Source organism: Actinoplanes sp. HUAS TT8 (assembly GCF_051380535.1).
Classification (GTDB): domain Bacteria; phylum Actinomycetota; class Actinomycetes; order Mycobacteriales; family Micromonosporaceae; genus Actinoplanes.
In genome coordinates, this window is sequence record NZ_CP195646.1 from 8,675,741 (window position 1) to 8,699,758 (window position 24,018).

Annotated in this window: 22 protein-coding genes and 1 riboswitch; of the genes, 8 read left to right on the top strand and 14 right to left on the bottom strand. The window is 70.0% G+C overall.

Translation table 11 applies throughout. The features are described from left to right. Positions 1-71: 71 nt before the first annotated feature. The 7 genes from ACSHV8_RS38550 to ACSHV8_RS38580 all read right to left on the bottom strand — a co-directional run bounded on the left by ACSHV8_RS38550 (position 72) and on the right by ACSHV8_RS38580 (position 6,495). Positions 72-1,040 (bottom strand): coiled-coil domain-containing protein, encoded by a 969-nt coding sequence (locus tag ACSHV8_RS38550; protein ID WP_436537102.1) that lies wholly within the window; start codon positions 1,038-1,040, stop codon positions 72-74. A 103-nt stretch (positions 1,041-1,143) separates the two neighbouring features. Next, positions 1,144-1,917, bottom strand: coding sequence for an SDR family NAD(P)-dependent oxidoreductase (locus ACSHV8_RS38555; protein ID WP_436524166.1), 774 nt, complete (start codon positions 1,915-1,917; stop codon positions 1,144-1,146). Between the two features lie 68 nt (positions 1,918-1,985). Then, positions 1,986-2,804, bottom strand: a complete 819-nt coding sequence (locus ACSHV8_RS38560; RefSeq protein ID WP_436524168.1) for an inositol monophosphatase family protein — start codon at positions 2,802-2,804, stop codon at positions 1,986-1,988. Next, positions 2,797-3,249 (bottom strand): response regulator, encoded by a 453-nt coding sequence (locus ACSHV8_RS38565; RefSeq protein WP_436524170.1) that lies wholly within the window; start codon positions 3,247-3,249, stop codon positions 2,797-2,799. Before ACSHV8_RS38565 ends, ACSHV8_RS38560 begins: the two co-directional genes overlap by 8 nt. Beyond that, positions 3,246-4,847, bottom strand: a complete 1,602-nt coding sequence (locus tag ACSHV8_RS38570; RefSeq protein ID WP_436524172.1) for a sensor histidine kinase — start codon at positions 4,845-4,847, stop codon at positions 3,246-3,248. Before ACSHV8_RS38570 ends, ACSHV8_RS38565 begins: the two co-directional genes overlap by 4 nt. Beyond that, entirely contained in the window at positions 4,844-6,046 is a 1,203-nt protein-coding gene (locus tag ACSHV8_RS38575; protein WP_436524173.1) for a PP2C family protein-serine/threonine phosphatase, read from the bottom strand. Before ACSHV8_RS38575 ends, ACSHV8_RS38570 begins: the two co-directional genes overlap by 4 nt. Positions 6,047-6,138: 92 nt before the next feature. Further along, entirely contained in the window at positions 6,139-6,495 is a 357-nt protein-coding gene (locus tag ACSHV8_RS38580; RefSeq protein ID WP_436524175.1) for a hypothetical protein, read from the bottom strand. Positions 6,496-6,571: 76 nt separating this feature from the next. Between ACSHV8_RS38580 and ACSHV8_RS38585 the strand changes: the two genes are divergently transcribed. Then, entirely contained in the window at positions 6,572-8,929 is a 2,358-nt protein-coding gene (locus tag ACSHV8_RS38585; protein ID WP_436524177.1) for a M28 family peptidase, read from the top strand. A gap of 4 nt (positions 8,930-8,933) precedes the next feature. On the opposite strand, the gene ACSHV8_RS38590 is transcribed toward ACSHV8_RS38585, so the two are convergent. Both ACSHV8_RS38590 and ACSHV8_RS38595 read right to left on the bottom strand, forming a co-directional pair. After that, positions 8,934-9,218: a Smr/MutS family protein gene (locus ACSHV8_RS38590; RefSeq protein ID WP_436524179.1), complete on the bottom strand. Its 285-nt coding sequence runs from the start codon at positions 9,216-9,218 to the stop codon at positions 8,934-8,936. Between the two features lie 10 nt (positions 9,219-9,228). Further along, entirely contained in the window at positions 9,229-9,600 is a 372-nt protein-coding gene (locus tag ACSHV8_RS38595) for a tetratricopeptide repeat protein (RefSeq protein ID WP_436524181.1), read from the bottom strand. Between the two features lie 263 nt (positions 9,601-9,863). On the opposite strand from ACSHV8_RS38595, the gene ACSHV8_RS38600 reads away from it, so the two are divergent. The 6 genes from ACSHV8_RS38600 to ACSHV8_RS38625 all read left to right on the top strand — a co-directional run bounded on the left by ACSHV8_RS38600 (position 9,864) and on the right by ACSHV8_RS38625 (position 17,899). Beyond that, positions 9,864-10,601 (top strand): response regulator transcription factor, encoded by a 738-nt coding sequence (locus ACSHV8_RS38600; RefSeq protein ID WP_436524183.1) that lies wholly within the window; start codon positions 9,864-9,866, stop codon positions 10,599-10,601. 2 nt (positions 10,602-10,603) lie between these two features. Beyond that, on the top strand, positions 10,604-12,241 hold the full coding sequence (locus tag ACSHV8_RS38605; protein ID WP_436524185.1) for a HAMP domain-containing sensor histidine kinase: 1,638 nt from the start codon (positions 10,604-10,606) through the stop codon (positions 12,239-12,241). Positions 12,242-12,443: 202 nt separating this feature from the next. Further along, entirely contained in the window at positions 12,444-13,508 is a 1,065-nt protein-coding gene (locus ACSHV8_RS38610; protein WP_436524187.1) for a 3-deoxy-7-phosphoheptulonate synthase, read from the top strand. Between the two features lie 147 nt (positions 13,509-13,655). Further along, positions 13,656-15,809, top strand: a complete 2,154-nt coding sequence (locus ACSHV8_RS38615; RefSeq protein WP_436524189.1) for an ArnT family glycosyltransferase — start codon at positions 13,656-13,658, stop codon at positions 15,807-15,809. A 175-nt stretch (positions 15,810-15,984) separates the two neighbouring features. Next, on the top strand, positions 15,985-17,214 hold the full coding sequence (locus tag ACSHV8_RS38620) for a glycosyltransferase (protein ID WP_436524191.1): 1,230 nt from the start codon (positions 15,985-15,987) through the stop codon (positions 17,212-17,214). Between the two features lie 409 nt (positions 17,215-17,623). Next, the gene (locus tag ACSHV8_RS38625; protein WP_436524193.1) at positions 17,624-17,899 is read left to right on the top strand and encodes a DUF3040 domain-containing protein; all 276 of its coding nucleotides are present in this window, start codon (positions 17,624-17,626) and stop codon (positions 17,897-17,899) included. 848 nt (positions 17,900-18,747) lie between these two features. On the opposite strand, the gene ACSHV8_RS38630 is transcribed toward ACSHV8_RS38625, so the two are convergent. The 4 genes from ACSHV8_RS38630 to ACSHV8_RS38645 all read right to left on the bottom strand — a co-directional run bounded on the left by ACSHV8_RS38630 (position 18,748) and on the right by ACSHV8_RS38645 (position 22,413). Next, a complete protein-coding gene (locus tag ACSHV8_RS38630) occupies positions 18,748-19,332 on the bottom strand; it encodes a hypothetical protein (RefSeq protein WP_436524195.1) in 585 nt (194 codons plus the stop codon). After that, a complete protein-coding gene (locus tag ACSHV8_RS38635; RefSeq protein ID WP_436524197.1) occupies positions 19,329-20,420 on the bottom strand; it encodes a winged helix DNA-binding domain-containing protein in 1,092 nt (363 codons plus the stop codon). Before ACSHV8_RS38635 ends, ACSHV8_RS38630 begins: the two co-directional genes overlap by 4 nt. A gap of 19 nt (positions 20,421-20,439) precedes the next feature. Beyond that, complete coding sequence (locus ACSHV8_RS38640; protein ID WP_436524199.1) at positions 20,440-21,048, bottom strand: GNAT family N-acetyltransferase; 609 nt, start codon at positions 21,046-21,048, stop codon at positions 20,440-20,442. Between the two features lie 126 nt (positions 21,049-21,174). Next, positions 21,175-22,413, bottom strand: coding sequence for a saccharopine dehydrogenase family protein (locus ACSHV8_RS38645; protein WP_436524201.1), 1,239 nt, complete (start codon positions 22,411-22,413; stop codon positions 21,175-21,177). A 349-nt stretch (positions 22,414-22,762) separates the two neighbouring features. Next, a riboswitch (cyclic di-AMP (ydaO/yuaA leader) is annotated at positions 22,763-22,943 on the top strand. 1 nt (position 22,944) lies between these two features. Here ACSHV8_RS38645 and ACSHV8_RS38650 point away from each other — a divergent pair. Then, positions 22,945-23,628 carry a transglycosylase family protein gene (locus tag ACSHV8_RS38650; protein WP_436524203.1) on the top strand — a complete coding sequence of 228 codons (684 nt, stop codon included), beginning with the start codon at positions 22,945-22,947 and terminating at the stop codon, positions 23,626-23,628. On the opposite strand, the gene ACSHV8_RS38655 is transcribed toward ACSHV8_RS38650, so the two are convergent. Next, positions 23,600-23,977: a YybH family protein gene (locus tag ACSHV8_RS38655; RefSeq protein WP_436524205.1), complete on the bottom strand. Its 378-nt coding sequence runs from the start codon at positions 23,975-23,977 to the stop codon at positions 23,600-23,602. The two genes, ACSHV8_RS38650 and ACSHV8_RS38655, sit on opposite strands and share 29 nt — an antisense overlap. Between the last annotated feature and the right edge of the window lie 41 nt (positions 23,978-24,018).

Consider the following 24,018-nt stretch of genomic DNA (forward strand, 5'->3'; position numbering starts at 1 on the left):
CCCGGACCGGCGGATACGGCGAACGCCCGCCCCCGAAAACCGGGACGGGCGTCATGAGCCGTCAAAAACGGTCAGAGCATCGAGAGGTGCACGTGGTTGGTGTGAACCACCGAGGGCCCACCGCTCGCGCTGTACGCCCGCCACCCGGTACTGGGCATCCAGATCTGCCGATACCAGATCACATACATCACCCCGAGCTTGTCCGCGTTCTTCACGAAGTACGCGGCCAGCCGATCCCCGTAGGCCTTGTCGCTCCCGGTCGCCGCCGCGTCCTTGAAGGTTGTCGCGTTGGCCGAGAAGTCGCAGGCCCGCCCCTTCGGGTGTTCCCCGGACGACCGCTGGCTCCAGCACACCGTGTAGTGCGTGAACCCGTCCGACCGGGCCTGCTGGTACGCGTGCAGCATCCGCGGCGTGATGCACCCGGTCGATGTCGGGTCGTCGACGGTGCACGACTCTTTCGGCCACGACCCGTCCGAGTTGCGGGGGGCGGGGTCGGCGGCCGGCGAGTCGGCGTCGATGAAGCCGCCGGCCGATCCGCCGCCCACTTCGGCGAGCGCGGTCTCGGCCTGCTTCTTCTTGCCTTCCATGACTTTGAGCTGCCGCTGCTGTTCGAGGATCTCGGCGTTCAGCGCGGTCTGCGCCTTTTTGGTGGTCTCGATGTCGTCCTTGTAGGACGCGAGTGTGCTGCCGTCCACCTGCGCGAGCATGTCGAGCCCTTGGACGCGTTCGACGAAACTGTCCGGGTCGTTGCTGTTGAGCAGCAGCATCACCGTGCTGACCCGGCCCATCTGGTAGGACCGGTTGGCCACCGCGGCGACGCGTTTGGTGAGTTTGCCGGCCCGTTCCTGCGCCGATTTCATCGTCGCGTTCAGTTGGCCCTGCCGCTTCTTGGAGGCGGCCAGTTTCGTCTTCGCCTGGTCGTATCCCTTGGCGGCGGCCTCGAGGTTGGCCCGTAGTTTCTTGGTGCCGCCTTCCGGGTCGGCGGCCCAGGCCGCGGTGCCACCGGTCACGGCCAGCACGGCCGTGACCACGGCCGCCATGCAAGCGATCAGCACGGTGCGGGATCCAAGCGCCGCCACGGAAACCTCCAAGTCATGAGCGCCCGGTACTTTACCGCGCCGGACCTGGAGAGAGGGAGATCGATCAGGTGGCCGAATATCCGCCGTCGACGAAGAGTGTCTGACCGGTCACCGCTTGACTCGCGCCACTCGCCAGGAAAACGGCACATCCGGCGAAATCCGTGGGCAGACCGTTGCGTCCGATCATCGACCGGGCGGCGTGCGCGGACACTTTCGAGGGATCGGCGAAGACCGCTTCGGTCAGTGGCGTGTGCACGACGCCGGGCGCGATCGCGTTGACGCAGACCCCGTGCCGGGACCACGCCTCGGCCTGCGATCGGGTGAGTCCGACCAGTCCGGCCTTGGCCGCGCCGTAGGCACCGCTGTTGCCGTACGCGCGAAATGCCTGTTGGGAGACGAGATTGATGATCCGGCCCCAGCCGCGCTCGGCCATCACCGGACCGAACGCCTGCCCGAGCAGGAACGGTGCGGTCAGGTTGGCCGCCACGGTCAGATCCCAGACGTCCTCGGTGAGCTCGCCCAGCGGCGGGCGCAGATTCACGCCGGCCGAGTTGACCAGGACGTCGGGAACGCCGTACGTCGAAATGATCTTTTTAATCGTGGCCCGGACCGCCTCGCGATCGGCGAGATCGGCGGAGATCGCGTCGCCTTCGGCGCCGAGTTTTTCCAGCTCGGCGACGACCTCGGCCATCGGGTCGGGCCGCCGGGCGACGAGGATCACGCGGGCGCCGGACCGGCCCAGGGCCAGGGCGATCTCGCGGCCGATCCCGGAGCTGCCGCCGGTCACCACCGCGGTCCGCCCGCTCAACCCGAAGAGCTCATCGAGGTACGAGGTCACCCCTGCACGGTAGATCGCCGAGCGACCGCGCCGGATCCCACTGTGAGATCCGCCACGGCGTACCGAAATCAGTCCTCGACGACCGGTGGGCCGTCGAGAAAAAGGGTGGTCTGCACGGTTTGCCAGATCTCCTCGTTGGCCGCGGCGAGCAGCCCGCGGCGATGGTTGACCGGCCGATATTCCCGGCCGTCGAGGTGCCGGGCGACGCCGCCGGACTCGCGGACGATCAGGGTGCCGGGCACGTGGTCCCACGGCAGGATCCGCCAGAACATCGCGAACTGCTGCACGTCGGTGACGATGGCCGGGTACTCGTAACCGGCGCAGTGCCGCCCGGTGGTGCGGCTGCCGAGGGCGTCGCCGTGGCGATCGACCTGCTCAAGCACGAAATCGGGCAGGTATTTCCGGGCGATCACGCCGTGCAGATCGGCCGCGGCCGGCGCGTCGGCGCGGGTCTTGAGCCGCACCCCGTCGCGGAACGCCCCGCTGCCGCGCTCGGCCACGGTGAGCTGGTCGGCGACCACGTCGAGGATCCAGCCGGCGGCGGTCTCACCGTCCTTGACCAGGGCGACCATCACGCAGAAGGGTGTCTTGCCGGCGGCGAAGTTGTTGGTGCCGTCGACCGGGTCGACGATCCACACCGCGCCGCCCGCGCCGATCCGGTCCCGGACCGTCGGATCGGCCGCGACAGCCTCCTCGCCGACGACCACGGAACCGGGCAGCAGCGCGGTCAAACCGCTGGTCAGCGCGCGCTCGGACTCCTGGTCGGCGATGGTCACCAGGTCGCCGGGCGACTTCTGGTGCACCTCGTCGGCGCTCAGTTTCCGGAAACGGGGCAGCACGACGGTCTGCGCGACCTCACGGATGAGATCGGAAACTTGATCAAGCACGCGGTGGCAACTTCACGACGCTGACGAAGAACTCGTCGATCTGCCGGATCACGGCGATGAACCGCTCGAAGTCGACCGGCTTGGTCACGTACGCGTTCGCGTGCAGCTGGTAGCTGCGCAGGATGTCCTCGTCGGCCGAGGACGTGGTGAGCACGACGACCGGGATCCGCCCCAGCTCGTCGTCCTTCTTGATCTCGGCCAGGACCTCACGGCCGTCCCGCCGCGGCAGGTTCAGATCAAGAAGGATCAGATCCGGACGTACGGCATTGGCGTACTGCCCCTCGCGTCGCAGGTAGGCCAGCGCCTCGGCGCCGTCCGACACCACGTTCAGCGTGTTGCGGACCTTGTGCTCCTCGAACGCCTCCTGCGTCATGAGCACGTCACCCGGATCGTCCTCGACCAGAAGGACTTCGATCGGCGTGCCGCTCTCCCGCTCAATGCTCATGCGCCCACCATCTCTCGGCTCTCCGCCTCTTCGTCCGGCTCGTCGGCGCCGATCGGCGCGGGGAGCGTGAACCAGATCGACGCACCTACCTCGACACCGACGTCCAGCCAGATTCGTCCGCCATGGTATTCGACGATCTTCTTGACGATCGCCAGTCCGATGCCGGTCCCCTCGTACGCGTCACGCGCGTGCAACCGCTGGAAGATCACGAAGACCTTGTCGGCGAACTCGGCCTCGATCCCGATGCCGTTGTCCCGCACGTTGAACTTCCACTCCCGGCCGTCCCGCTCGGCGGTGATCCGCACCTCGGGCGGCACGTCGGGCCGGCGGAACTTGAGCGCGTTGCCGACCAGGTTCACGAAGAGCGTGGTGAGCAACGGCTCCTCGCCCTCCACTGTGGGCAGCGGCGGCCAGCTGATCTCGGCGTCCTCGCCCGCTCGCGGTTCGAGCTGGGATTTCACCTCGCCCAGCACCTTGTTCAGGTCGACGTCGGTGAAGCCGTTGGTGAGCCGCCCGATCCGGGAGAACGCCAGCAGGTCGTTGATCAGGCGCTGCATGCGCTGCGCGCCGTCCACCGCGAAGCCGATGTACTGGTCGGCGCGCTCGTCCATCTTGCCCGCGTACCGCCGCTGCAGCAGCTGGCAGAAGCTGGCCACCTTGCGCAGCGGTTCCTGCAGGTCGTGCGAGGCGACGTAGGCGAACTGCTCCAGGTCCCTGTTGCTCCGGGTGAGCTCCTCGGCCTGGCTCTGCAGCTGCTGGTTGACCCATTCGACCTGCTGGCGCGCGTCCCGCACCTCGGAGAGCTCGGAGGCGATCTGCTGGCGCATCTGATCGACGTCGGAGGCCAGGCCGACCAGCTCGGGCGAACCGAACCGGCTCTCGATGTGCCGCTCGTAGTCGCCGCCGGCCACCCGGCGCACCTGGTCGGCCAGGTCCAGGATGGGCCGGCTGACCAGGCGGTCGAGCAGGAGCATCAGGAAGATCCCGGCCAGCACGACGATCCCCGCGGCGGCGATCTCGATGGCCACCATGGTCTGGCTGGAGTCCTTGGCCGCGGTCGCGCTCTTGCCCCGCAGCACCTGGATGTCGGTCTGCATCCGGTTGATCGAGGCCCGTAGGTCGTCGAACTGCCGGGTGCTGCCGGCCTCGATCTGGGCCTGGGCGGCCTGCAGGCCGTCGGACTTGACGGTCGCGAGGACCGGCTCGGAGACCTCGCGGTGCCAGGTGTCGATCCGGGCCTTGACGTCGTCCAGGTCGGCCCGGATGGTCCGGTCCTCGGGGTGCAGGTAACCCTCGATGCGGGAGACCTGGGTCGCCTGGTCGGCGAGCCCCTGACGGTACGGGTCGAGGTTGGTGTCCTTGCCGGTGATCGCGTAACCGCGGATGCCGGTCTCCTGATCGACCATCGCGGTGTTCAGCGTCTCGCCGGCCGCACGCATCGGGCTCGCCCGGTTCAGCACGTCGTCCAGCTGGTTGTTGTGCGCGGCCGCGGTGAACGCCGCGAACACCCCCAGGCCGGTCAGGATCAGGCCGAGGGTGGCGCAGAGCGCGGCGATCCGGGCCCGCAGCGACCACGTCTGCACGCGGAGGTTGATCACCGCCCACCTCCCCGGGAGATCAGCAGCATCGCCACGTCGTCGGTGAGCGGGCCGCCGTTGTCCCGGTCGGCCCGATCGACCAGCCACGCCGGCAGCCCGGCCACCGGGAGCGCCCGCGCGGCCGGCTCGTCCAGCAGTTTGCAGAGCCCGTCGACGTCCAGGCGTTCGTTCCCCGGGCCGGTATGACCCTCGATCAGCCCGTCGGTGTACATCAGCAGTGACCAGTCATCGCCGGCGAACTCCAGCTCGGTAGAGGGCGTAGGAGTGGGACGTACCCCGAGCACGATCCCGGTACGCGCCTGCACCGGCGTGGCCCGGCCCTCACTGAGCACGACGGGCGGCGGGTGGCCGGCCAGGCGTACCGTCGCGCGGTTCTTGACCAGGTCGATCGTGGCCGAGGCGACGGTGGCGAAGACCTCCCGGGCCCGGCGCTCGGTCATCAGCACCTGCTCCAGCGAGGCCAGCACGTGCTCCTCGGGCACCCCGGCCAGGACCAGCGCCCGCCAGGCGACCCGGAGCTCGACGCCGAGCGCCGCCTCGTCCACGCCGTGGCCGCAGACGTCGCCGACGATCACGTGCAGCTTGTCCTCGCCGATCTGCACCACGTCGAAGAAGTCGCCGCCGAGCAGCCCGGCCGCGCGACCGGACCGGTAGAACGTCTCGACCTGCACCTCGGTGGTCTGCATGAGCGGCTTGGGCAGCAGGCCGCGCTCCAGGCGGGCCGACTCCTCCTGGCGCAGCTCCACCTCGCGCAGCCGGCGGGAGGCGTCCTGGGACCGTTTCCGCTCGACCGCGTAGCGCAGCGCGCGGACCAGCCAGACCCCGTCGACCTGGCCCTTGACCAGGTAGTCCTGCGCGCCCTCGGCGACCGCCTGGACACCCAGGTGCTCGTCCGAGCGGCCGGTGAGCACGCAGACCGCGGCGCCACCGGCGACGGCCAGCAGCTTGCGCAGGCCGTCGATGCCCTCGGCGTCCGGCAGCCCCAGGTCGAGCAGCACGCACTCGGCCCCGGCGACCAGCTCACGAGCCTCCCGCAGGCTGCTCGCGACGGTCAGCTCGAACGGCGCCTCGGCCTCGCTGAGCAGCTCGCGGACCAGGAAGGCGTCACCCTCGTCATCCTCGACCAGCAGGATGCGCAACCGCTCCAGATGCTGCTGATGGAGCGCATAGGTGCTGGAGGCGAGCGAACGATCCGACATCGGAGAATCCTCACTCAGCGCAGAGGTGACCCGGAAATCGTGTACCACCGGACCCGGTGACACAACATCGGTCACCACCTCGTGACCTGGCCTCACGCCGGCTCACTGGGAGCGCTGCCATCGCCGGAGGCGGCGACGCGGCGGGCATGATCAGCGATCACCTGGCCGAGGATGCCGTGCAGCCGCCCGCAGTCCTGGCAGTGAAGGTTCTCGTCGAGGTGGCGACCGCCACAGTCGACGCACCGCCCGCGGTCCTCCGGGTCCCGATAGGACTCCAGGGCCCGGCACATGGCCCGGATCACATGATCGCTCAGAGTGAACGTCTCGTCACCCAGTGCCGTACGGATCCCGAGGAGTGCGACCGGTGGAGCGTCCGGCTGCGGGTTGTAGGGCGCCACCGCGTCGATGAATTCCGCGATGACGGCAGCCGGGTCGAACGAGGCAGTCACCCCGACAACGCTATCGCCCGCGCCAATCGATCTACCGGGTACCCGGATGTCGTACCTCCACGATTAGATGTCACCCATGCGTGACGCCGCTCTCGTCCGGCCGGCTCGGCGCGGCTTCGCCGCCCTGGCCGTCCTCGCCGTGCTCGCCCTGGCCGGCTTCGCCTCGGTCCGGTCCATCCTGCCGCCCGCGGCCGCGCCCGTCTCGGCACCGGCCTCCGAGTTCAGTGCCGAGCGGGCCTTCCAGACCGTGCAGGCGATCGCCACGACACCGCATCCGGCCGGCAGCGCGGCCAACGACCGCGTCCGGGACTACCTGGTGCAGACCCTGACCGGCCTGGGCCTGAGCCCGCAGGTGCAGGACACCGTGTCGGTGCAGGGCGGCGAGCTGTCGGCCAGCGCCGGCGGCACCGGCCTGGCCCGCGTCCGCAACGTGGTCACGGTGATCCCGGGGAAGGCCTCCACCGAGCGGATCTTCCTGGTCGCGCACTATGACTCGGCCCAGACCGGCCCGGGCGGCAACGACGACGCGGCCGGCGTCGCCACGATCCTGGAGACCGCTCGCGCGCTGACCAAGAGCGACCAGCTGGTCAACGACGTGGTGCTGGTGCTCACCGACGCCGAGGAGGCCTGCCTGTGCGGCGCCGAGGCGTTCGTCAAGCAGAACGATCTGGCCCGCGACGGCGGCATCGCGATCAACCTGGAGGCGCGCGGCAGCTCCGGTCCGGCGATCATGTTCGAGACCTCGGAGAAGAACGCGCGGCTGGTGGAGGCGTATTCGCATGCGCCGTACCCGGTCGGCACCTCGTTCGCCGTCGAGATCTACCGCCTGCTGCCGAACGACACCGACTTCACCGCGTTCCGCGAGGCCGGTTTCGCCGGGCTGAACTCGGCGTACATCGACGGCGCGGCGGTGTATCACGCGCCCACCGACCTGCCCTCGGCGATGGATCGGGACAGCCTGCAGCACCACGGCGCCAACGCGCTCGCGCTCACCCGGACGCTGGGCAACACGGCGAACATCGGCCAGGCCACGGCCGGTGGCGACGCGACCTACTTCCCCGCCTTCGGTCAGCTCGTGCGCTATCCGGGCGCGCTCATCTGGGTCCTGGCCGGGCTGGCCCTGCTCGCCGTCGCGGCGTTGGCCTGGCTGGCCCGGCGCACCGGCCGGCTGACCGGCAAGCGGCTGGCCCTGGCCGGTCTGCTCACGCTCGCCCCGATCGTGGTCGCGCCGGTGCTGGCCCAGGTCTTCTGGACGGTGCTGACGCTGATCCGCCCGGAGTACGGTGCGCTCCCCATCGATCCGTACCGTCCCGGTCTCTACCGCATCGCGGTGATCGCGATCGCCGCCGCCGTGGTGCTCTGCTGGTTCGCCCTGCTGCGCCGCAAGCTCGGCGCCGCCGCGCTGGCCGTCGCCGGTCTGGCCTGGCTCGCCGGGCTCGGCCTGGTCCTGGCCGCGGTCACTCCCGGTGGGGCTTATCTGGCCACGCTGCCGGCTCTGGCCGGCGCCATCACAGGCTTAATTGCTTTGCGCGTACGGGCGTGGCTCGGCACCGCCGTGATCACCCTCGGCGGTCTCGTAGCCACCGCGATCCTGCTGCCCACCGTCGTCATGCTGTTCCCGGCGCTGGGCATGGGGATGGCCGGTGCCGGCGCGTTCCTGACCGTGCTGCTCCTGCTGGCCCTGCTCCCCGTGATCGACCTGGTCCACCCGTCGGCCGAGCCGGTTCAGGGCCTGCCCGCGCTGCGCGCCCGCCGTCAGGGCACGCTCGCCACCCTGGTCGCCTCGCTCACCGCGGTCGTCTGCACAGCGGCCGGCCTGGCCGTCGACCGGTTCGACACCACCCATCCGGCGCTCACCCAGTTGATGTACGCGCTGGACGCCGACACCGGCCAGGCCGAGTGGCTCAGCACCGAGGCGAGCACCCAGAAGTGGACCTCGCAGTACGTCGCCGGCGACCCCAAGCCGGTGGCCACGACCCTGCCCGCGTTCGGCGCCGAGGAGCTGCGCGTCGGCCCGGCCCAGGCCGCCACGCTCCCGGCACCACTGGTCACGAAGGAGTCGGAGACCACCGCGGCGAACGGCGACCGGGTCCTCACCCTGCGGCTGAAGCCGCAGCGCACGGTCCGTTTCACCACCCTGCACGTGGCCGCGGCGACCCAGGTCACCACCCTGACGGTCGCGGGCGTCCAGATCCCGGCCGACAAGTCGGCCGGGGGCGGCTGGGGCACCGGTTTCATCTTCCACGCGCCGCCCGCCGAGGGCGTTCAGGTCGTGGTCACGATCCACGGCGCCGGCCCGGTGAAGGTGCGGGCCATGGACGCCGGCGACAACCTCACCGAGATGCCCGGCTTCCACGCCCGCCCGGCCGGCGTCGGCATCCTGGGTTCACACAGCAGCGAGATGGTCGCGGTAGCCAAGACGTACGAGCTCTGAGGTTTTATCGTCCCCGGCCGCGACGCCCGGCCGGGGCTTCGTGGCGGAAGTGGACGAAGAGGCGGCCCCAGTTGTCGCCGTCCTTCTCGATCCGGTGATAGAGCTGCTTGACGTCCTTCTGCTCGAGGAAGCGGATCACCTTCTTCTTCAGGGCGCCGCTGCCCTTCCCGGGGATGATCTCGACGAGGGCGGCCTTCTTCTGGATCGCCTCGTCGATGATCCCCCGCAGGGCGCGGTCGATCTCCTGACCCTTGTTGAAGATGTCGTGCAGGTCGAGCTTCAGCTTCATGACCAAGACCCTATTCCGCGGCGTTCTTGCCGAGCCAGGTCTCGACCCGGCGCACCGCGTCCTGATAATCCGGCTGCTGCTTCATCGCGGCGGCCAGCCGCAGGTGCGGCAGCGCCTCGCGGAAACGCCCGGCCCGCTCCAGGGTCCGGCCGAGCACATGATGCGCGTAATGATCCGACGGATCATGGTCGATCAGGGCCCGGAGCTGCGTTTCCGCCCCGTTCAGCTGGGCCGAGTTGAAGTAGGCCCGAGCCAGCAGCTGACGGACCGCGGTGTTGTGCGGCTCCGCCTCGACGATCGGTTCGAGAAGCCGGGACGCGCCGAGCGGGTCGCCGGACTCGAAGAAGAAATTGGCCCTGCGGTACTCCTCGAGAAGATCCACGTGCAGCTCCCCACGCTCGCGCCCGCCGACATGCCAACGCTTGCACAACATCGTGACGACAGCGAGTGTTCCGCGCTCCCAAGCTTCCCGACAAAAACCATCAAAACCCCCGATTATGTACGGAGAAATGCCACTAACGCTTGAGGTGGAAGCGGCCCGTGCCGAAAACCAAGACGACACGGCATCTCCTATGGGCCAATTGCACAGCTGCTACACAGGAAACGGAAAGCCGACGCCGAGCGTCGCCGACCACAGTTGGGGACATGACGATGGCGAACGCAGACTCCAGCACCGAACTTCGGCGGCCCGACGGCACCCCGGTTCGCGTACTCGTGGTGGACGACGAGCCGACGCTGGCCGAGCTGCTCTCCATGGCGCTGCGCTATGAGGGCTGGGAGGTCAAGAGCGCCGGCGACGGACTCAGCGCGGTGCGCACCGCGCGCGACTTCCGCCCGGACGCCGTCATCCTCGACATGATGCTGCCCGACATCGACGGGCTGGAAGTTCTGCGCCGGCTGCGCGGCGAGGCACCCGAGGTCCCGGTGCTGTTCCTGACGGCCAAGGACTCGGTCGAGGACCGGATCACCGGCCTCACCGCCGGCGGCGACGACTACGTCACCAAGCCGTTCAGCCTGGAAGAGGTCGTGGCCCGGCTGCGCGGGCTGATGCGCCGGATGGGCCACGCCCCGATGCGCACCGAGTCGCAGCTCGTCGTCGGCGACCTCACCCTGGACGAGGACTCGCACGAGGTCCGTCGCGGCGGTGACCTGATCACCCTGACCGCGACCGAGTTCGAGCTGCTGCGCTACCTCATGCGCAACCCCCGCCGGGTGCTGAGCAAGCCGCAGATCCTGGACCGGGTCTGGAACTACGACTTCGGCGGGCAGGCCAACGTCGTCGAGCTCTACATCTCCTACCTGCGCAAGAAGATCGACGCCGGCCGCGCCCCGATGATCCACACCATGCGCGGCGCCGGCTACGTCCTCAAGCCGGCCGACTGATCATGGCTGCTGCCGACACGGCCCGCCCCCGCCCCGCCCGCTGGCGCAGCCCGGCGGGCTGGCCGCTGCGTACCCGGCTGGTCGCCACCATGATCGCCCTGCTGGCGGTCCTGGGCCTGGTCGTCGGCGGCACTGCCGAGCTCTACCTGCGCAACTCGCTCTATCAGCAGTTCGACGAGAAGCTCGGCGACGCCCGGAAGTTCGTCATCCACTCGGACCGGAATCAAGGCAGCCCCGGCGGCCCCAGCTTTCCGGGCGCTTTCAGGTCCGACGAGGCCCTGGCCCTCGACAAGCCCCCGCCGAACATTCCGATCGGGTCGATCCTGCTCTACCTCGATTCCTCCGGCGCGTTCCTCGGCGGTGGCCAGGTCGCTCTTCCGGATTCGTCGGCCACGACGTCGGAATCGGCCACGAACAATCGCTTCAACGACAACAAGTACAACCTGCTCAACGATGACCAGCGCAAGGAGATCGCGGCCGCGGTCCAGGCCGGCAGCGGCAAGAAAGTCAACGTCGACCTCGGGGATCTGGGCGAGTTCCGGGCCATGGCCTGGAGCACCGAGACCTCCGACTACGGCGTGGTCACCGCCATCACGGCTCTCCCCCTGACGGACACGAACCAGACCCTGGTCGCGGTCGCGGCGTTCACCGGGTGCGTGATCCTCGGGTCGCTGCTGATCGCCGGGTGGGGTGGGGCGCTGATCGTCCGCCGTACGCTCAAGCCTCTTGATCGTGTCGCAGCGACCGCGAGTCGCGTAGCTGAGCTCCGCCTGGATCGTGGCGAGGTCGAACTCGCCCAGCGGGTCCCGGAGCAGGACACCGACCCGCGGACCGAGGTCGGGCAGGTCGGTTCGGCCCTGAACCGGATGCTCGACCACATCGGCAGCGCCCTGGAGGCCCGGCACGCCAGCGAGATGCAGGTCCGCCAGTTCGTCGCCGACGCGAGTCACGAGCTGCGCACGCCGCTGGCCGCCATCCGTGGTTACGCCGAGCTGAGCCGCCGCAGCCGCCAGCCGATCCCGGACGAGATCGCCCACGTCCTGGGCCGGGTCGAGTCCGAGGCGAAGCGGATGACCGCCCTGGTCGAGGACCTTTTGCTGCTCGCCCGTCTGGACGCCGGCCGCCCGCTGGCGCAGGATCCGGTCGACCTGACCATGCTGGCCGTGGACGCGACGAGTGACGCGCACGCCGCCGGCCCCGGGCACTACTGGCAGCTGGACCTGCCGGAGGAGCCGGTCACCGTGGTCGGCGACGGCGCCCGCCTGCATCAGGTGGTGGCGAACCTGCTGGCCAACGCCCGCACGCACACCCCGGAGGGTTCGACCGTCACGGTCAAGGTCGGCACGGTGCCGAACGCGGCGGTGCTCCAGGTGATCGACAACGGTCAGGGCATTCAGGCGGATCTGGTCCCGCACATCTTCGAGCGTTTCGCCCGCGGTGACAGCTCGCGGTCGAGGGCGGCCGGCAGCACCGGTCTGGGCCTGTCGATCGTGCACGCGGTGGTCACCTCGCACCGGGGCAAGGTCGGTGTGCAGAGCCGCCCGGGGCAGACGATCTTCACGGTGATGCTGCCGCTGGCCCCGCAGATGGTCGTCCCATCAGCTGAACATCACACGCCATATCTGCCACGGGTCGGCTGATCCGGCTATGCTGGCGGGCGTGACTCGGACGTGGTCGTTTTATTGGTTTACGAGGCCGGCTCAAGCCGGTGCCTCGGCCATGACCCCATGACCTGAGACACCCCGCCAGAGCCGGCTGAGGCAGCGACATCGTCGCTGCCTTTTTGTTTGCCCAAAGCAAACCGGCTCACGTTGCGGGCCGGTCGAAGGAGAAGAGATCACCATGACCGCCCCCGAGGTGCAGCGCGTCCGCGACCAGCGCATCGAGAAAATCGTTCCGCTGATGAGCCCGGCCCTGCTGCACCACGAGCTGCCCCTGACGTCGGAGTTGCACGACACCGTGCTGGCCGGCCGCAAGCAGGTCGAGGATGTGTTGAACGGCCGAGATCAGCGCCTGCTGGTCGTCGTCGGGCCGTGTTCGGTGCACGACCCGGTCGCCGCCGGCGAGTACGCGGAGCGTCTGAAGACCGAGGCCGAGCGGCTCAGCGAGGACCTGCTGATCGTGATGCGGGTGTACTTCGAGAAGCCGCGTTCCACGGTCGGCTGGAAGGGTCTGATCATGGACCCGGCCCTGGACGGTTCCGGTGATGTCGGCGCCGGCCTGCGGATCGCCCGCAAGCTGCTGCTGGAGGTGGTCAGCCGGGGTCTGCCGGTGGCCGTCGAGTTCCTCGACCCGATCACCCCGCAGTACATCGCCGACACCGTGGCCTGGGGTGCGATCGGCGCCCGGACGGTCGAGTCGCAGGTGCACCGCCAGCTCTCGTCCGGCCTGTCGATGCCGATCGGCATGAAGAACCGCCCGGACGGCAGCGTCTCGACCGCGGTCGACGCGATTCACGCCGCCGCGGCCCAGCACGTCTTCCCGGGGATCGACTACTCGGGTACACCGGCGATCCTGCACACGACCGGCAACCCGGACTGTCACCTGGTGCTGCGTGGTGGCGGCGGCAAGCCGAACTACAGCGCCGAGGACGTCGAGGCGTCACTGGCACTGCTGCGCAAGGCCGGTCTGCCCGAGCGTCTGGTGATCGACTGCTCGCACGGCAACAGCAACAAGGACCACAACCGGCAGCCGCTGGTCGCCGAGGACATCGCCGGTCAGATGGAGGCCGGCAACCGCGCGATCAGTGGCGTGATGCTGGAGAGTTTCCTGGTGCCCGGTCGCCAGGAGCTGGGCTCGGACATGACGTACGGCCAGTCGGTCACCGACGCGTGCATGGGCTGGGACGGCACGGTCACCGTGCTGGAGCGTCTCGCGGCGGCCTCGGCCAAACGACGTACCCTCTGATCTGCTCTTGATTTGTCAGGCCCTGTCTTGGGTCCCGCCGGCACTCGGCGGGACTCACAGGGAGCGCACAGTCGCGCCACAAGGACGCGACAGCGCCGGTGGAAATAGTTCATCGAGTACGAATCCGCCAGCTCTGGGAGTACTCCGATGACCTTAGAAGCGCCGGTCACCGACATAGCCGAACCACCGCCACCGGTCATTGACAGCGAGAGCCCCCACCGCACCGGCGCCGCCCGCTGGCTCCTCGGCCGCACCGACGCCGCGTGGATCCGGCCGAGCCTGTTCGCGCTGCTCGTCGGCACCGCGGTCCTCTACATCTGGGGTCTCGGCGCGTCCGGCTGGGCCAACGCGTTCTACTCGGCCGCGGTCCAGGCCGGCTCGGCGAGCTGGAAGGCGTTCTTCTACGGCTCGTCCGACGCGGCCAACTCGATCACCGTCGACAAGACCCCGGCCTCGCTGTGGATCATGGCGATTTCGGTACGGATGTTCGGCCTCAGCTCGTGGAGCATCCTCGTCCCGCAGGCCCTGCTCGGCGTGGCCAGCACCGGCCTGCTCTACGCCACCGTGCGTCGCGGCTTCGGCCCGGCCGCCGGCCTGATCGCCGGCCTGGTGTCGGCGCTGACCCCGGTCGCCGTGCTGATGTTCCGCTTCAACAACCCGGACGCGTTGCTGGTGCTGCTCATGGTCGCCGGGGCGTATGCGACGCTGCGCGCCGTCGAGACCGGCTCGACCAAGTGGATCGTGCTGGCCGGGGTGTTCGTCGGCTTCGGCTTCCTCACTAAGATGTTGCAGGCGCTGCTGGTCGTCCCCGCGTACGGTCTGGCCTACCTGATCGCCGGCCCGCCCAAGATCCTCAAGCGGATCGGGCAGTTGCTGCTCTCCCTGGGCGCCCTGGTCGTCTCGGCCGGCTGGTACATCGCGATCGTCGAGCTGGTGCCCGCGTCGGCCCGGCCGTACATCGGCGGCTCGCAGAACAACAGCCTGCTCGAACTCGCCCTGGGCTACAACGGCCTGGGCCGGCTCAACGGTGAGGAGACCGGCAGCGTCGGTGGCGGCGGGGGCGGCGGCACCGGGATGTGGGGCGAGACCGGCTGGTCACGGCTCTTCGACAGTTCGCAGGGCGGTCAGATCTCCTGGCTGCTTCCGGCCGCGCTGATCGTGCTGGCCGCCGGGCTGGTCATCACCGCCCGCCGCACCCGCACCGACCTGCAGCGCGCCGGTCTCGTCGTGTGGGGCTCGTGGCTGCTGATCACCGGGCTGATCTTCAGCTTCATGCAGGGCATCTTCCACGCGTACTACACGGTGGCGCTCGCCCCGGCGGTCGGCGCGGTCGTCGGCATGGGCGTGAGCCTGCTCTGGAAGCACCGGGCCAACATCTTCGCGGCGCTGACCCTGGGCGCGACGATCGCGGTCACGGCCTGGTGGTCGTGGACGCTGCTGGGCCGCAGTTCGGACTTCCTGCCCTGGCTGCGCACCCCGGTCCTGATCGCCGGGATCGTGGCGGCGGTCGCGGTGGTCGTCTCGTTCCGCCTGGGGCGTCGGATCGCTCTCGTGGGTGGGGCGATCGCGCTGGTCACGGCGTTGGCCGGGCCGGCCGCGTACGCGGTGCAGACGGCCTCCGAGCCGCACACCGGGTCGATCCCGTCGGCCGGTCCGTCGAGTCAGGGTGGCGGCTTCGGCGGCGGCCCGGGTGGCGGGCGCGGCGGTAATCGTGGCGGCGGCAACTTCGGCGGCGGCGGCCGGAACGGTGGCGGCGGGTTCCCGGGTGGCGGCTTCCCCGGTGGCAACCAAGGCACGACCGGACAGGGGACGACTGCGCAGGGCAATGCTCCGGGCGGAAACGGGCCGGGCACCGGCGCTCAGGGCGACGGCGGCGGATTCGGCGGCCGGGGCATGGGCGGCGGCGGCGCGGGCGGCCTGCTCAACGCCGTCTCGGTCAGCGACGAGATGAAGACCCTGCTCGAACAGGACTCCGACAAGTACACCTGGGTCGCCGCGGCCGTCGGGTCGCAGGCCGCCTCCGGTTACCAGCTGGCCACCGAGAAACCGGTGATGGCGGTCGGCGGCTTCAACGGCACCGACCCGTCTCCCACGCTGGCCCAGTTCAAGGCGTACGTGGCCGCCGGGAAGATCCACTACTTCATCGGCGGCAGTGGCGGCGGCTTCGGCGGCGGCAACAGCTCGGGCAGCAGCGACAGCAGCCAGATCACGTCCTGGGTGACGTCGAACTTCACCGCCAAGACGGTCGGGAGCACCACCGTCTACGACCTGACGACGGGCGCGTCCGGCACCACGAACTGACCACTCTCCACAACCGACCCACGCGGGCGGCTCCCGGACCGGGGGCCGCCCGCTTCCGTCGTACCAAATGGTCGGAAACATCCGTGACACAAAGCGGACAGAAACCCCATCAACTCACAGTGGGGCCACAGCCTTCTTATACAGAGCGCAAAGACGCGGGACGGAAATTGTTCCCATGAGCCTTTCGACGCTGCCTTCGCAGGACGCCGGTTCGGCCCGCGTCACCGCACCGGTCCTCGACGTCGTCGTGCCGGTCTACAACGAGGAGACCGATCTCGAACCGTGCATCCGGCGGTTGCACGGATACCTCGCGGCCTACTTCCCGTACCGGTTCCGGATCACCATCGCCGACAACGCCAGCATCGACGGCACGGCGGCCGTGGCTCAGCGCCTGAAGGCCGAGTTTCCCGAGGTCGAGGCCGTGCACCTGGCCCAGAAAGGCCGCGGGCGCGCGCTCAACCACGTCTGGACGCAATCCGACGCGGCCGTGCTCGCCTACATGGACGTCGATCTCTCGACCGACCTCGGCGCGCTGCTCCCCCTGGTCGCGCCGCTCATCTCGGGCCACTCCGACCTCGCGATCGGCTCCCGCCTGGCCCGCGGATCACGAGTCGTCCGAGGGGCCAAGCGCGAATTCATCTCCCGCAGTTACAACCTCATTTTGCGTACGACCATGGCGGCCCGTTTCTCCGACGCGCAATGCGGGTTCAAGGCGATCCGGTCCGATGTGGCCCGCCGGCTCCTGCCGATGGTGGAGGACACCGGCTGGTTCTTCGACACCGAGATGCTGGTCCTGGCCGAGCGGGCCGGCCTGCGCATCCACGAGGTACCGGTCGACTGGGTCGACGACCCGGACAGCCGCGTCGACATCGTCTCCACCGCGATGGAGGACCTGAAGGGCATCGTCCGGATCACCCGCGCGCTGAGCAGCGGAAAGCTCCCGATCGGGACGCTCCGGGAACAGCTCGGGCGCAACCCGCTGCCGGTCGACGGGGTGCCGACCGGCCTCACCGGTCAGCTGATCCGGTTCGCCGGCGTCGGGGTGGCCAGCACGCTCGCCTACCTGGTGCTCTACGCGCTGCTGCGGGTCGGGGTCGGCCCGCAGGCCGCGAACCTGATCGCGCTCCTGGCCACGGCGGTCGCCAACACCGCCGCGAACCGGCGCCTGACCTTCGGGGTGAGCGGCAAGGACGGCGCTCTCCGTCACCAGATGCAGGGCCTCGTGGTGTTCGGAATCGGTCTCGGCCTGACCAGCGGTTCGCTCGCGCTGCTGGGCGCGGCTTCCACCGAGCCGTCCCGTTTCGTCGAGTTGACCGTCCTGGTCCTGGCCAACCTGATCGCCACGGCGGTCCGGTTCCTGATGATGCGCGTCTGGGTCTTCCGTGGCTCCCGGGACCGCGCCTGATCCTCCACACCCCTGCGATCCGCCGCGGACCACAGTGCCGCGACCGACAAACTTCGATCTCTGAGCACCGACGAACGCGGCGCCCGCCACCCCGGGGCGCCGCGTTTTCGCAGCCCACAAGCGAGTCGTTTCTATCGCCATCTGACCGCGGGGCCCGAAATGCGAGACAGGTTTCGAACGATCCGCACCGTCATCGAAACCTGGCAAAGCCGTTGTACCGGTTACTGAACACCTTTCCGGTCATCTCACCCATTGGGCGCCCCGACCGGGTCCACGGGTAGTTCGGCCGAAAAATTCGGCACACGCAGACGTATCACGGAAGCAACTCAGAGGTAACAATGGGCTTTGATCGGGATAGCCGACTCTCGATCCTTGCTTCACCGGCGCGGCGACCGGAAGGTAGCAAAACATGCTCAGCAAAGAGGACAGCCGACGGCTGGCACAGTTGGAGCGTCAGCTCCGGCGCGACGACCCCGACTTCTGCGCCCGGATGGGTGGCGGCAACTTCAGCGTCCCGACCCCCAGGCCCCCGTTAGCCCTCTTCTTCGTCGCCGCCGCGATAGCCGTCGCCGCGATCCTCCTCGCCGCGACCGGCTGGTGGATCGCCGCCGTGGTCGTCGCCGTCTGGGGCGTCGTCACCGCGATCGCCGCCGGCTACCGCCTCCGCAAGTTCCGCGCCCGCTAAAGGCGTTCCCCGATCGAGCCCGCGCCCGGCACGGCGCGGGCTCGCTCACATCCCCCACCCCCGGGGGCTGGCACTCACGGTCGAAACCCGCCCCAAAACCAGCCCTCAGCACCAGCCGAGCCCGCACACCCACCCCAGCCCCAGCTGGCGCTCACGGTCCAAAACCCGTCCAAAACCCGCCACCAGCCCCAGCCGACGGCGCCGCCCAGCCCGCAGGCCCCGGCCAAGGTCCCAGCTGGCGCTCACGGCTGCAAAACAGCCCAAAAACAGCCGTCAGCACCAGCCAAGCCCGCAACCAGACCGCCCAGCCCGCTGGCCCGCCGCGGCGGGGCGCAGCGCGGCGGGGCGCAGCCCGGCGCAGCGCAGCCCGGCGCAGCGCAGCCCGGCGCGGCGCAGCCCGGCGCGGCGCAGCCCGGCGCGGCGCAGCCCGGCGCGGCGCAGCCCGGCGCGGCGGGGCGGGGCGGGGCGCGGCGCGGGGACTGGCTGGTGCTCACGGCTGCAAAACAGCCCAAAAACAGCCGTCAGCACCAGCCGGGCCCGCAACCAGACCGCCCAGCTCGCTGGCCCGGCACGGCCCGGCGTCGCGCGGCGCGGCGCGGGGTCCGGCTGGTGCTCACGGCTGCAAAACAGCCCAAAAACAGCCGTCAGCACCAGCCGGGCCCGCGCCCGACCCGCCAGCCTGGTGGGCCGCCAGGCCGCCAGGCCGCCAAGCCGCCAAGCCGCCAAGCCGCCAAGCCGGTGGGCGGGTGGGGCGGTGGGCAGGATTGGGGATTGGCTGGTGCTGGCGGCTGGAAAACGGTGTGGGCTAAACCGTCAGTGCCGGCTGGGGTTGGGTGGGTGGTGGGGTTTTAGGGGGTGGTGGCGGCGAGGACGGCGGCGCGCGGGCTGGACAACACCAGGCGGCCGGGCAGCAGGTCGGCGGCCGGGGCCATGCTCGGCTGGGCCAGAACGATCACGTCGGCCGCCACGTCCCGCAGCTGCTCGGCTATCACCGCGTGATAACTCGCCAGCTCCCCGGCCTCGAAGAACGCCCAGGCGTCCAGGCAGGGCACCGGCACCAGATCGGCCGAAGGGTCCTCATCCAGCAACAATCCGGTCGTCGGTTCCAGCGTGGACTCCACCGCGTAGGCCACCGCGATCCGCCCGCCGGCCGCGACCGCTGCTCGCGCCATCGGTCGGTCCGCGCGTAGCACCCCGGCCCGTTCGGCTTCCGGACCGATCGTCGAGCAGGTGCAGACGATCACGTCCGCCCCGCCGAGTTCCGCCAGCCGCGCCCGCACCCGTTCCTCGACCGGAATCCCGGCCCGGGCATCGGCCAGCAGGCTGGGGTCGACCACGTGCTCGTCCCGCCATCCCGGCGCCAGCGAGGCGACCAGCCCGCGGAACGTCGCCACATGAACCTCGGCGGTGTGCAGGAACCCGATCGTGCTCACTCGAACACCGTAGTGGCCTCGGGAACCCCACGAGCCCGCGCCACCGTCACCGCCTCTCCCTCGACCCGCTCCCGTCGGGCGGCTGTGAGCGGCCCGAACGTGGTCACGGTCAGATCCACTCGTTTCTTCCCGGCCATCCGTGGCCGCCACACCCCGGCGATCTCCCCGTCGAGCAGCACCACGCCGGGGTTGCCGAGGACCCGCCAGACCTCTTTGTGTCGCTCCTGGTCAGGCACCAGCAGATCCCGATCGCGGCCTTGGAGCAGCGGATCCATCGCCGGGAGCAGCCGCGCCTCCTTCGGCGTGGCGGCCGACTCCAGCGCGGTCACGCTCGCCGCCGGCAGCCACGCCTTGCGCCCGTCGATGCGCACCTCGGCCAGCTCGGCCGGCCACACCGCGCGGATCTCCGCGGTCGTGCTCTGCAGGTATTTCGCCACCTCGGCGGGGCCGGCCGGCCCGAGAAACCGCAGGTACGTCGTGATCAGCTCGCCGATGCCGTGGTTGGCCTCGGGAATCGGGCCGGTCGCCAGCGGCCCCAGCATCGCGTCGCGCCCGCGGGACAGCACCTGGACGCCCCCGGCCAGCCCGGCCTGCTGCCACACGTTCCCGGAGACGTGCCGGGCCCGGCAGGTCTTGCACTCGAACGTCAGCTCGCGCGGCACCCGCGCGCTCACCCCGGTGCTCGCCTCACCGCGGGGCATCGGCTCCCGCACCACTTCGCGGAACGCCTCGGCCGTGGCGCGCAGGGCCGCGACCCCGAGGCGCCCGCCGTCGGGGATTGCCCCGCTCTTGATCCGCGCGCTCGCGTCGGCGTCGCCGACCGGCCAGAGTCGCGCTGTCAGCGCGGCGACGTCGTCCCGCCGGTGCAGGTGTGGCGCCCCGCGGGCCGCCCAGACGGTGACCAGCCGATCGTCCTCCAGGTCGGCGGCGGTGCGGGCGGCGAGGGCGACGTGGGTCGAGCCCGGTGTGTATTCCTGCACGCCCAGGTCCAGCACCGGCAGGTCGGCGGGTCGCGCGTCGCCCCGGTCGGTGAGCCCCAGCGCGGCCAGTCGATAGGCCATCACCTGCGCACGATCCACGGTGATCACTCGCCCCACCCCCGGTTGCTCAAATGCGACGACCGTACCGCCGGGATGCGACATTTCTCAGGCGTTCCCGTCGTGCGCCGGGCAGCCCCTCCACGTACTCCCAGGTGTCCAGGCTCGTGGGGCCGTAAGGCCCCTCCTGCGGGATCGGTGGCTCGCCGGTCAATCGGTACCCGCACCGGCGCGCCACCGCGGTGCTGGCCGTGTTGCCCGGGTCGATCCGCAGCAGCAGCCGGTTCAGTCGCAGCGTGCCGCACGCATATTCGGTGAGCAGCGACAACGCGGCCGCCGCGAGCCCGCGACGCCGATAGGCGGCTCCGACCAGGTAGCCCAGCTCGGCCTCGCGCAGCCCCTCCTCGACGCCGAAGAGCAGCACCTCGCCCAGCGGCGCCCGCCCGTCGGTGGTGATCGCGAGCTGGATCCGCCGCCCGGTCAGCCGCCCCTGCCGGGCCCGTTTCAGGTAGGCCAGCCCGGCCTCGACGTCGAACGGCGACGGCATCGGCGTCCACCGGGCGATGTCTGGTTCGTCGAGGATCGCGACGAGATCTTCCAAATCGTCGGGCATCCATTCCCGCAGCACGACGCCATTGCCCGCCAACGTCAGCGGGTGCGGCAGCGGGCTGGCGGTCACTCTTCGCATCCTGCCCGGAAAGACCCGTATGCGGCTAGTGGCGATCCACAGACGACCGCTGTTGATTCCTGACCGTCCAACCGTCGGATTACCGATCGCGCCCGGCGGCGGCTTCGGCCCACCCGGTCAGAGCTTGCGCGCGCTGATCTCCAGCCCGGCGGCCTGGAGGCGGGTGACCAGCGCGTCCCCGATCCCGGTGGCCGGCGTCAGCACCCCGCCCTCGGACGGCGGCAGCGACTCCCGGTCCAGCGCCAGTGCGAGCGCCGCTTCTCCGAGCATCACCGAGGTCGCCGCATAACCGGGGTCGCCCTTGGCCCGCACCCGCGCCGTGTACCGCGCGCCGGTCGACGTCGTCGTGAAGATGTCCATGGTGAAGTGGCCGGCCTGCCGTTCCCGTTCGCTCGGCCCGGTGCCCGGCTTGGGCAGGAGACGGTCGAGCACGAACCGGGCCGGCGGCACCGCGAGCCCCGCGAAGAGGGCGCCCAGTCCCAGCTTGGTGCCGTACGCGATGACCGGCGACAGCGGGGACGCGCCGACGCTCATCGCCTCGCGGTACCGGAAGTTCCGCCCGTAGGCCCAGGATCGCAACGCGTTGCTGCGCCGCACCACCCGCGTGTTGTAGGACGCCATCACGAACGGCGCGAGTCGCCCGCGCAGCCGCGGGTCCACTTCGGAGGCCGGGAACGTGTCCAGGTCGCTCTGCCGGGGCAGTTTCGGTTCGGCCTTGCGGTCGGGGCTCAGCGAGTACGGACTTCCGGCCACCCGCCGCAGCGCCGGGTCCTTCTTCATGTCGTCGACCTGGTTGCGCATCGAGTCGATGGTGCCGCCGCTGGCCCCGCCGCGCATGCTCGTCACCACGAGCGTGGTGTCGGTCAACTCGCCCGCGCCGTCCGATTCGACCAGCTTGTGGAGGACGTGGACGCCGATGTCGGACGGGATGGAGTCGAAGCCGCAGGAGTGGACGATCCGCGCACCGGTGCTGCGAGCGAGTTCGTGGTTCGCGTCGATGCTGTCCCGGGCGAACAGCACTTCACCGGTCAGATCAACGTAGTCGGTGCCGGTCGTCGCGCAGGCGTGCGCAAGGGCGTGGCCGTATTTCGCGTACGGCCCGACCGTGGTGACCACCACCCGGGTGCGTCCGGCCAGCGTGGTCAGCGCCTCGGTGTCGGCCGCGTCGGCGACCAGAACCGGCCAGTCGACGCCGAGCCGGTCCCGAACCGCCGCCAGTTTCTCCGCCGAGCGGCCGGCCAGCGCGATTCGGGTGCCGGCCGGTGCGTGTCCGGCGAGATATTCCGCCACCAGTACGCCGACGAAGCCGGTCGCACCGTAGACGATCACCTCGAAGTCGCGTGAACGATCACTCATGGTCGGAGATTGTGCACCCCGGACCGCGTCCAGGGGAACTGGCCGGTAACAACCGCGCGGAAACCCTTGTACAGGACCGGAGTCGCATGAGCACGCAGCCGGGATCCGAACGAGCGCGGCATTTTTACCCAGTCGTGCGAGCGCTAAGCCTATGGAGAGCGGCTTTCCCCCGTATGCGCGACCACGTGGGTGGCAAGTCGCGCCACGATTGAAGAACTCAGGGAGTTATTCACACAAAGGAAGATCAAAGCGGCTAATTTGTGAGAACAAAGTCACCGGCCCCGCTTCCGGACGTAGTCAGTCCAGTGAGGTGGTGGCTACCGTCGGCAGTCCGCAATCGCGGACACCGTGGCCGGAACGCCGAGTCCTGCCTGCTGGTCACGGTCAACAACACACAGGCATGGAGCGGGGGACCCACAAGTTCCTCGGCGCGCTCGAACCGGAGCGCGCCTCGGGGTGAAGCCGCTCACGCGGCCGGGCTCCTCGGCCCGAACCCGACAGCTCACCTCGTAGGCGTGGAGGGAAAACTTCATGCTTCACCTGAACAAGCGGGTTCGTCGTGTCCTCTCCCGGCGAGCCCAGTCCCCGCGCGCCCTTTTACGGCCGATGCCGGCCGAGCGCGCTCCATCAGGGCCCCAGCACCGCGCGGTCTCCAAGCGGACCCGGGTCCGGCGTGCTCTCGGCATCACGATCGCCGGGCTGGCCGGCGCCGTGGGCCTGCTGGCCGTCGAGTCCGCACCGGCCAGCGCTGCCCCGAACGTGAACTGGGACGCCGTGGCCCGATGCGAATCCGGCGGCAACTGGCGGATCAACACCGGCAACGGCTATTACGGCGGCCTGCAGTTCAGTCGTTCGACGTGGCGTGCTCACGGCGGCGGCAAATACGGCTCCACGGCCAATCTCGCCTCCAAGAACGAGCAGATCACGGTCGCCGAACGGGTGCTGCGCAGCCAGGGGATCCACGCCTGGCCCACGTGCGGCCGCCGGGGCCTGACCAGCGCCCGGACCACCACGAAGGTGAGCCCTTACCGCCTGGCCTCCTACAACACCGCGTTGAAGACCACCGGCACCTACGTCGTGCGGCGTGGTGACACGTTGTCCGGCATCGCCGCGCGCCACCACGTCCGCGGCGGCTGGCGGGCCCTTTACCGCGCCAACGCGACCCGTCTGAGCAACCCGAACCACCTCAGGGTCGGTCAGCGCCTGGCGCTCTGACGAATTCCGGCTGGTCGAGCACCCGCAGCCACGTTCCGTCGGGCTGCCGGCGGACCACCTGCGCCCTCGCCCCGGCCCCGTCTTTCGGCGGTGTCGAGGTGAGGGCCAGGTCGCCGCTGATCAGGGTCGGCAGCGGGGGCTCGGGCTCGAACCGGGGCATCCTGGGCAGCAGCTCGGCCCAGAGCTTCTGGATCGCGGCGCGGCCGACCGTCTGGCTGCCCGGCGGGAAGGCCATCACGGCCTCCTCCTCATACAGCAGCGCGAGGCCTTCGGCGTCCTTCGCGTTGGCGCGCTCGACGAACAGGCGCGTCAGGTCTTCGGGTCGGTGGGCCTTCTCGCGTTCGGTCATGACTCCACCCTCCTCCGGCCCGATCCACAAGTCCAACAGAT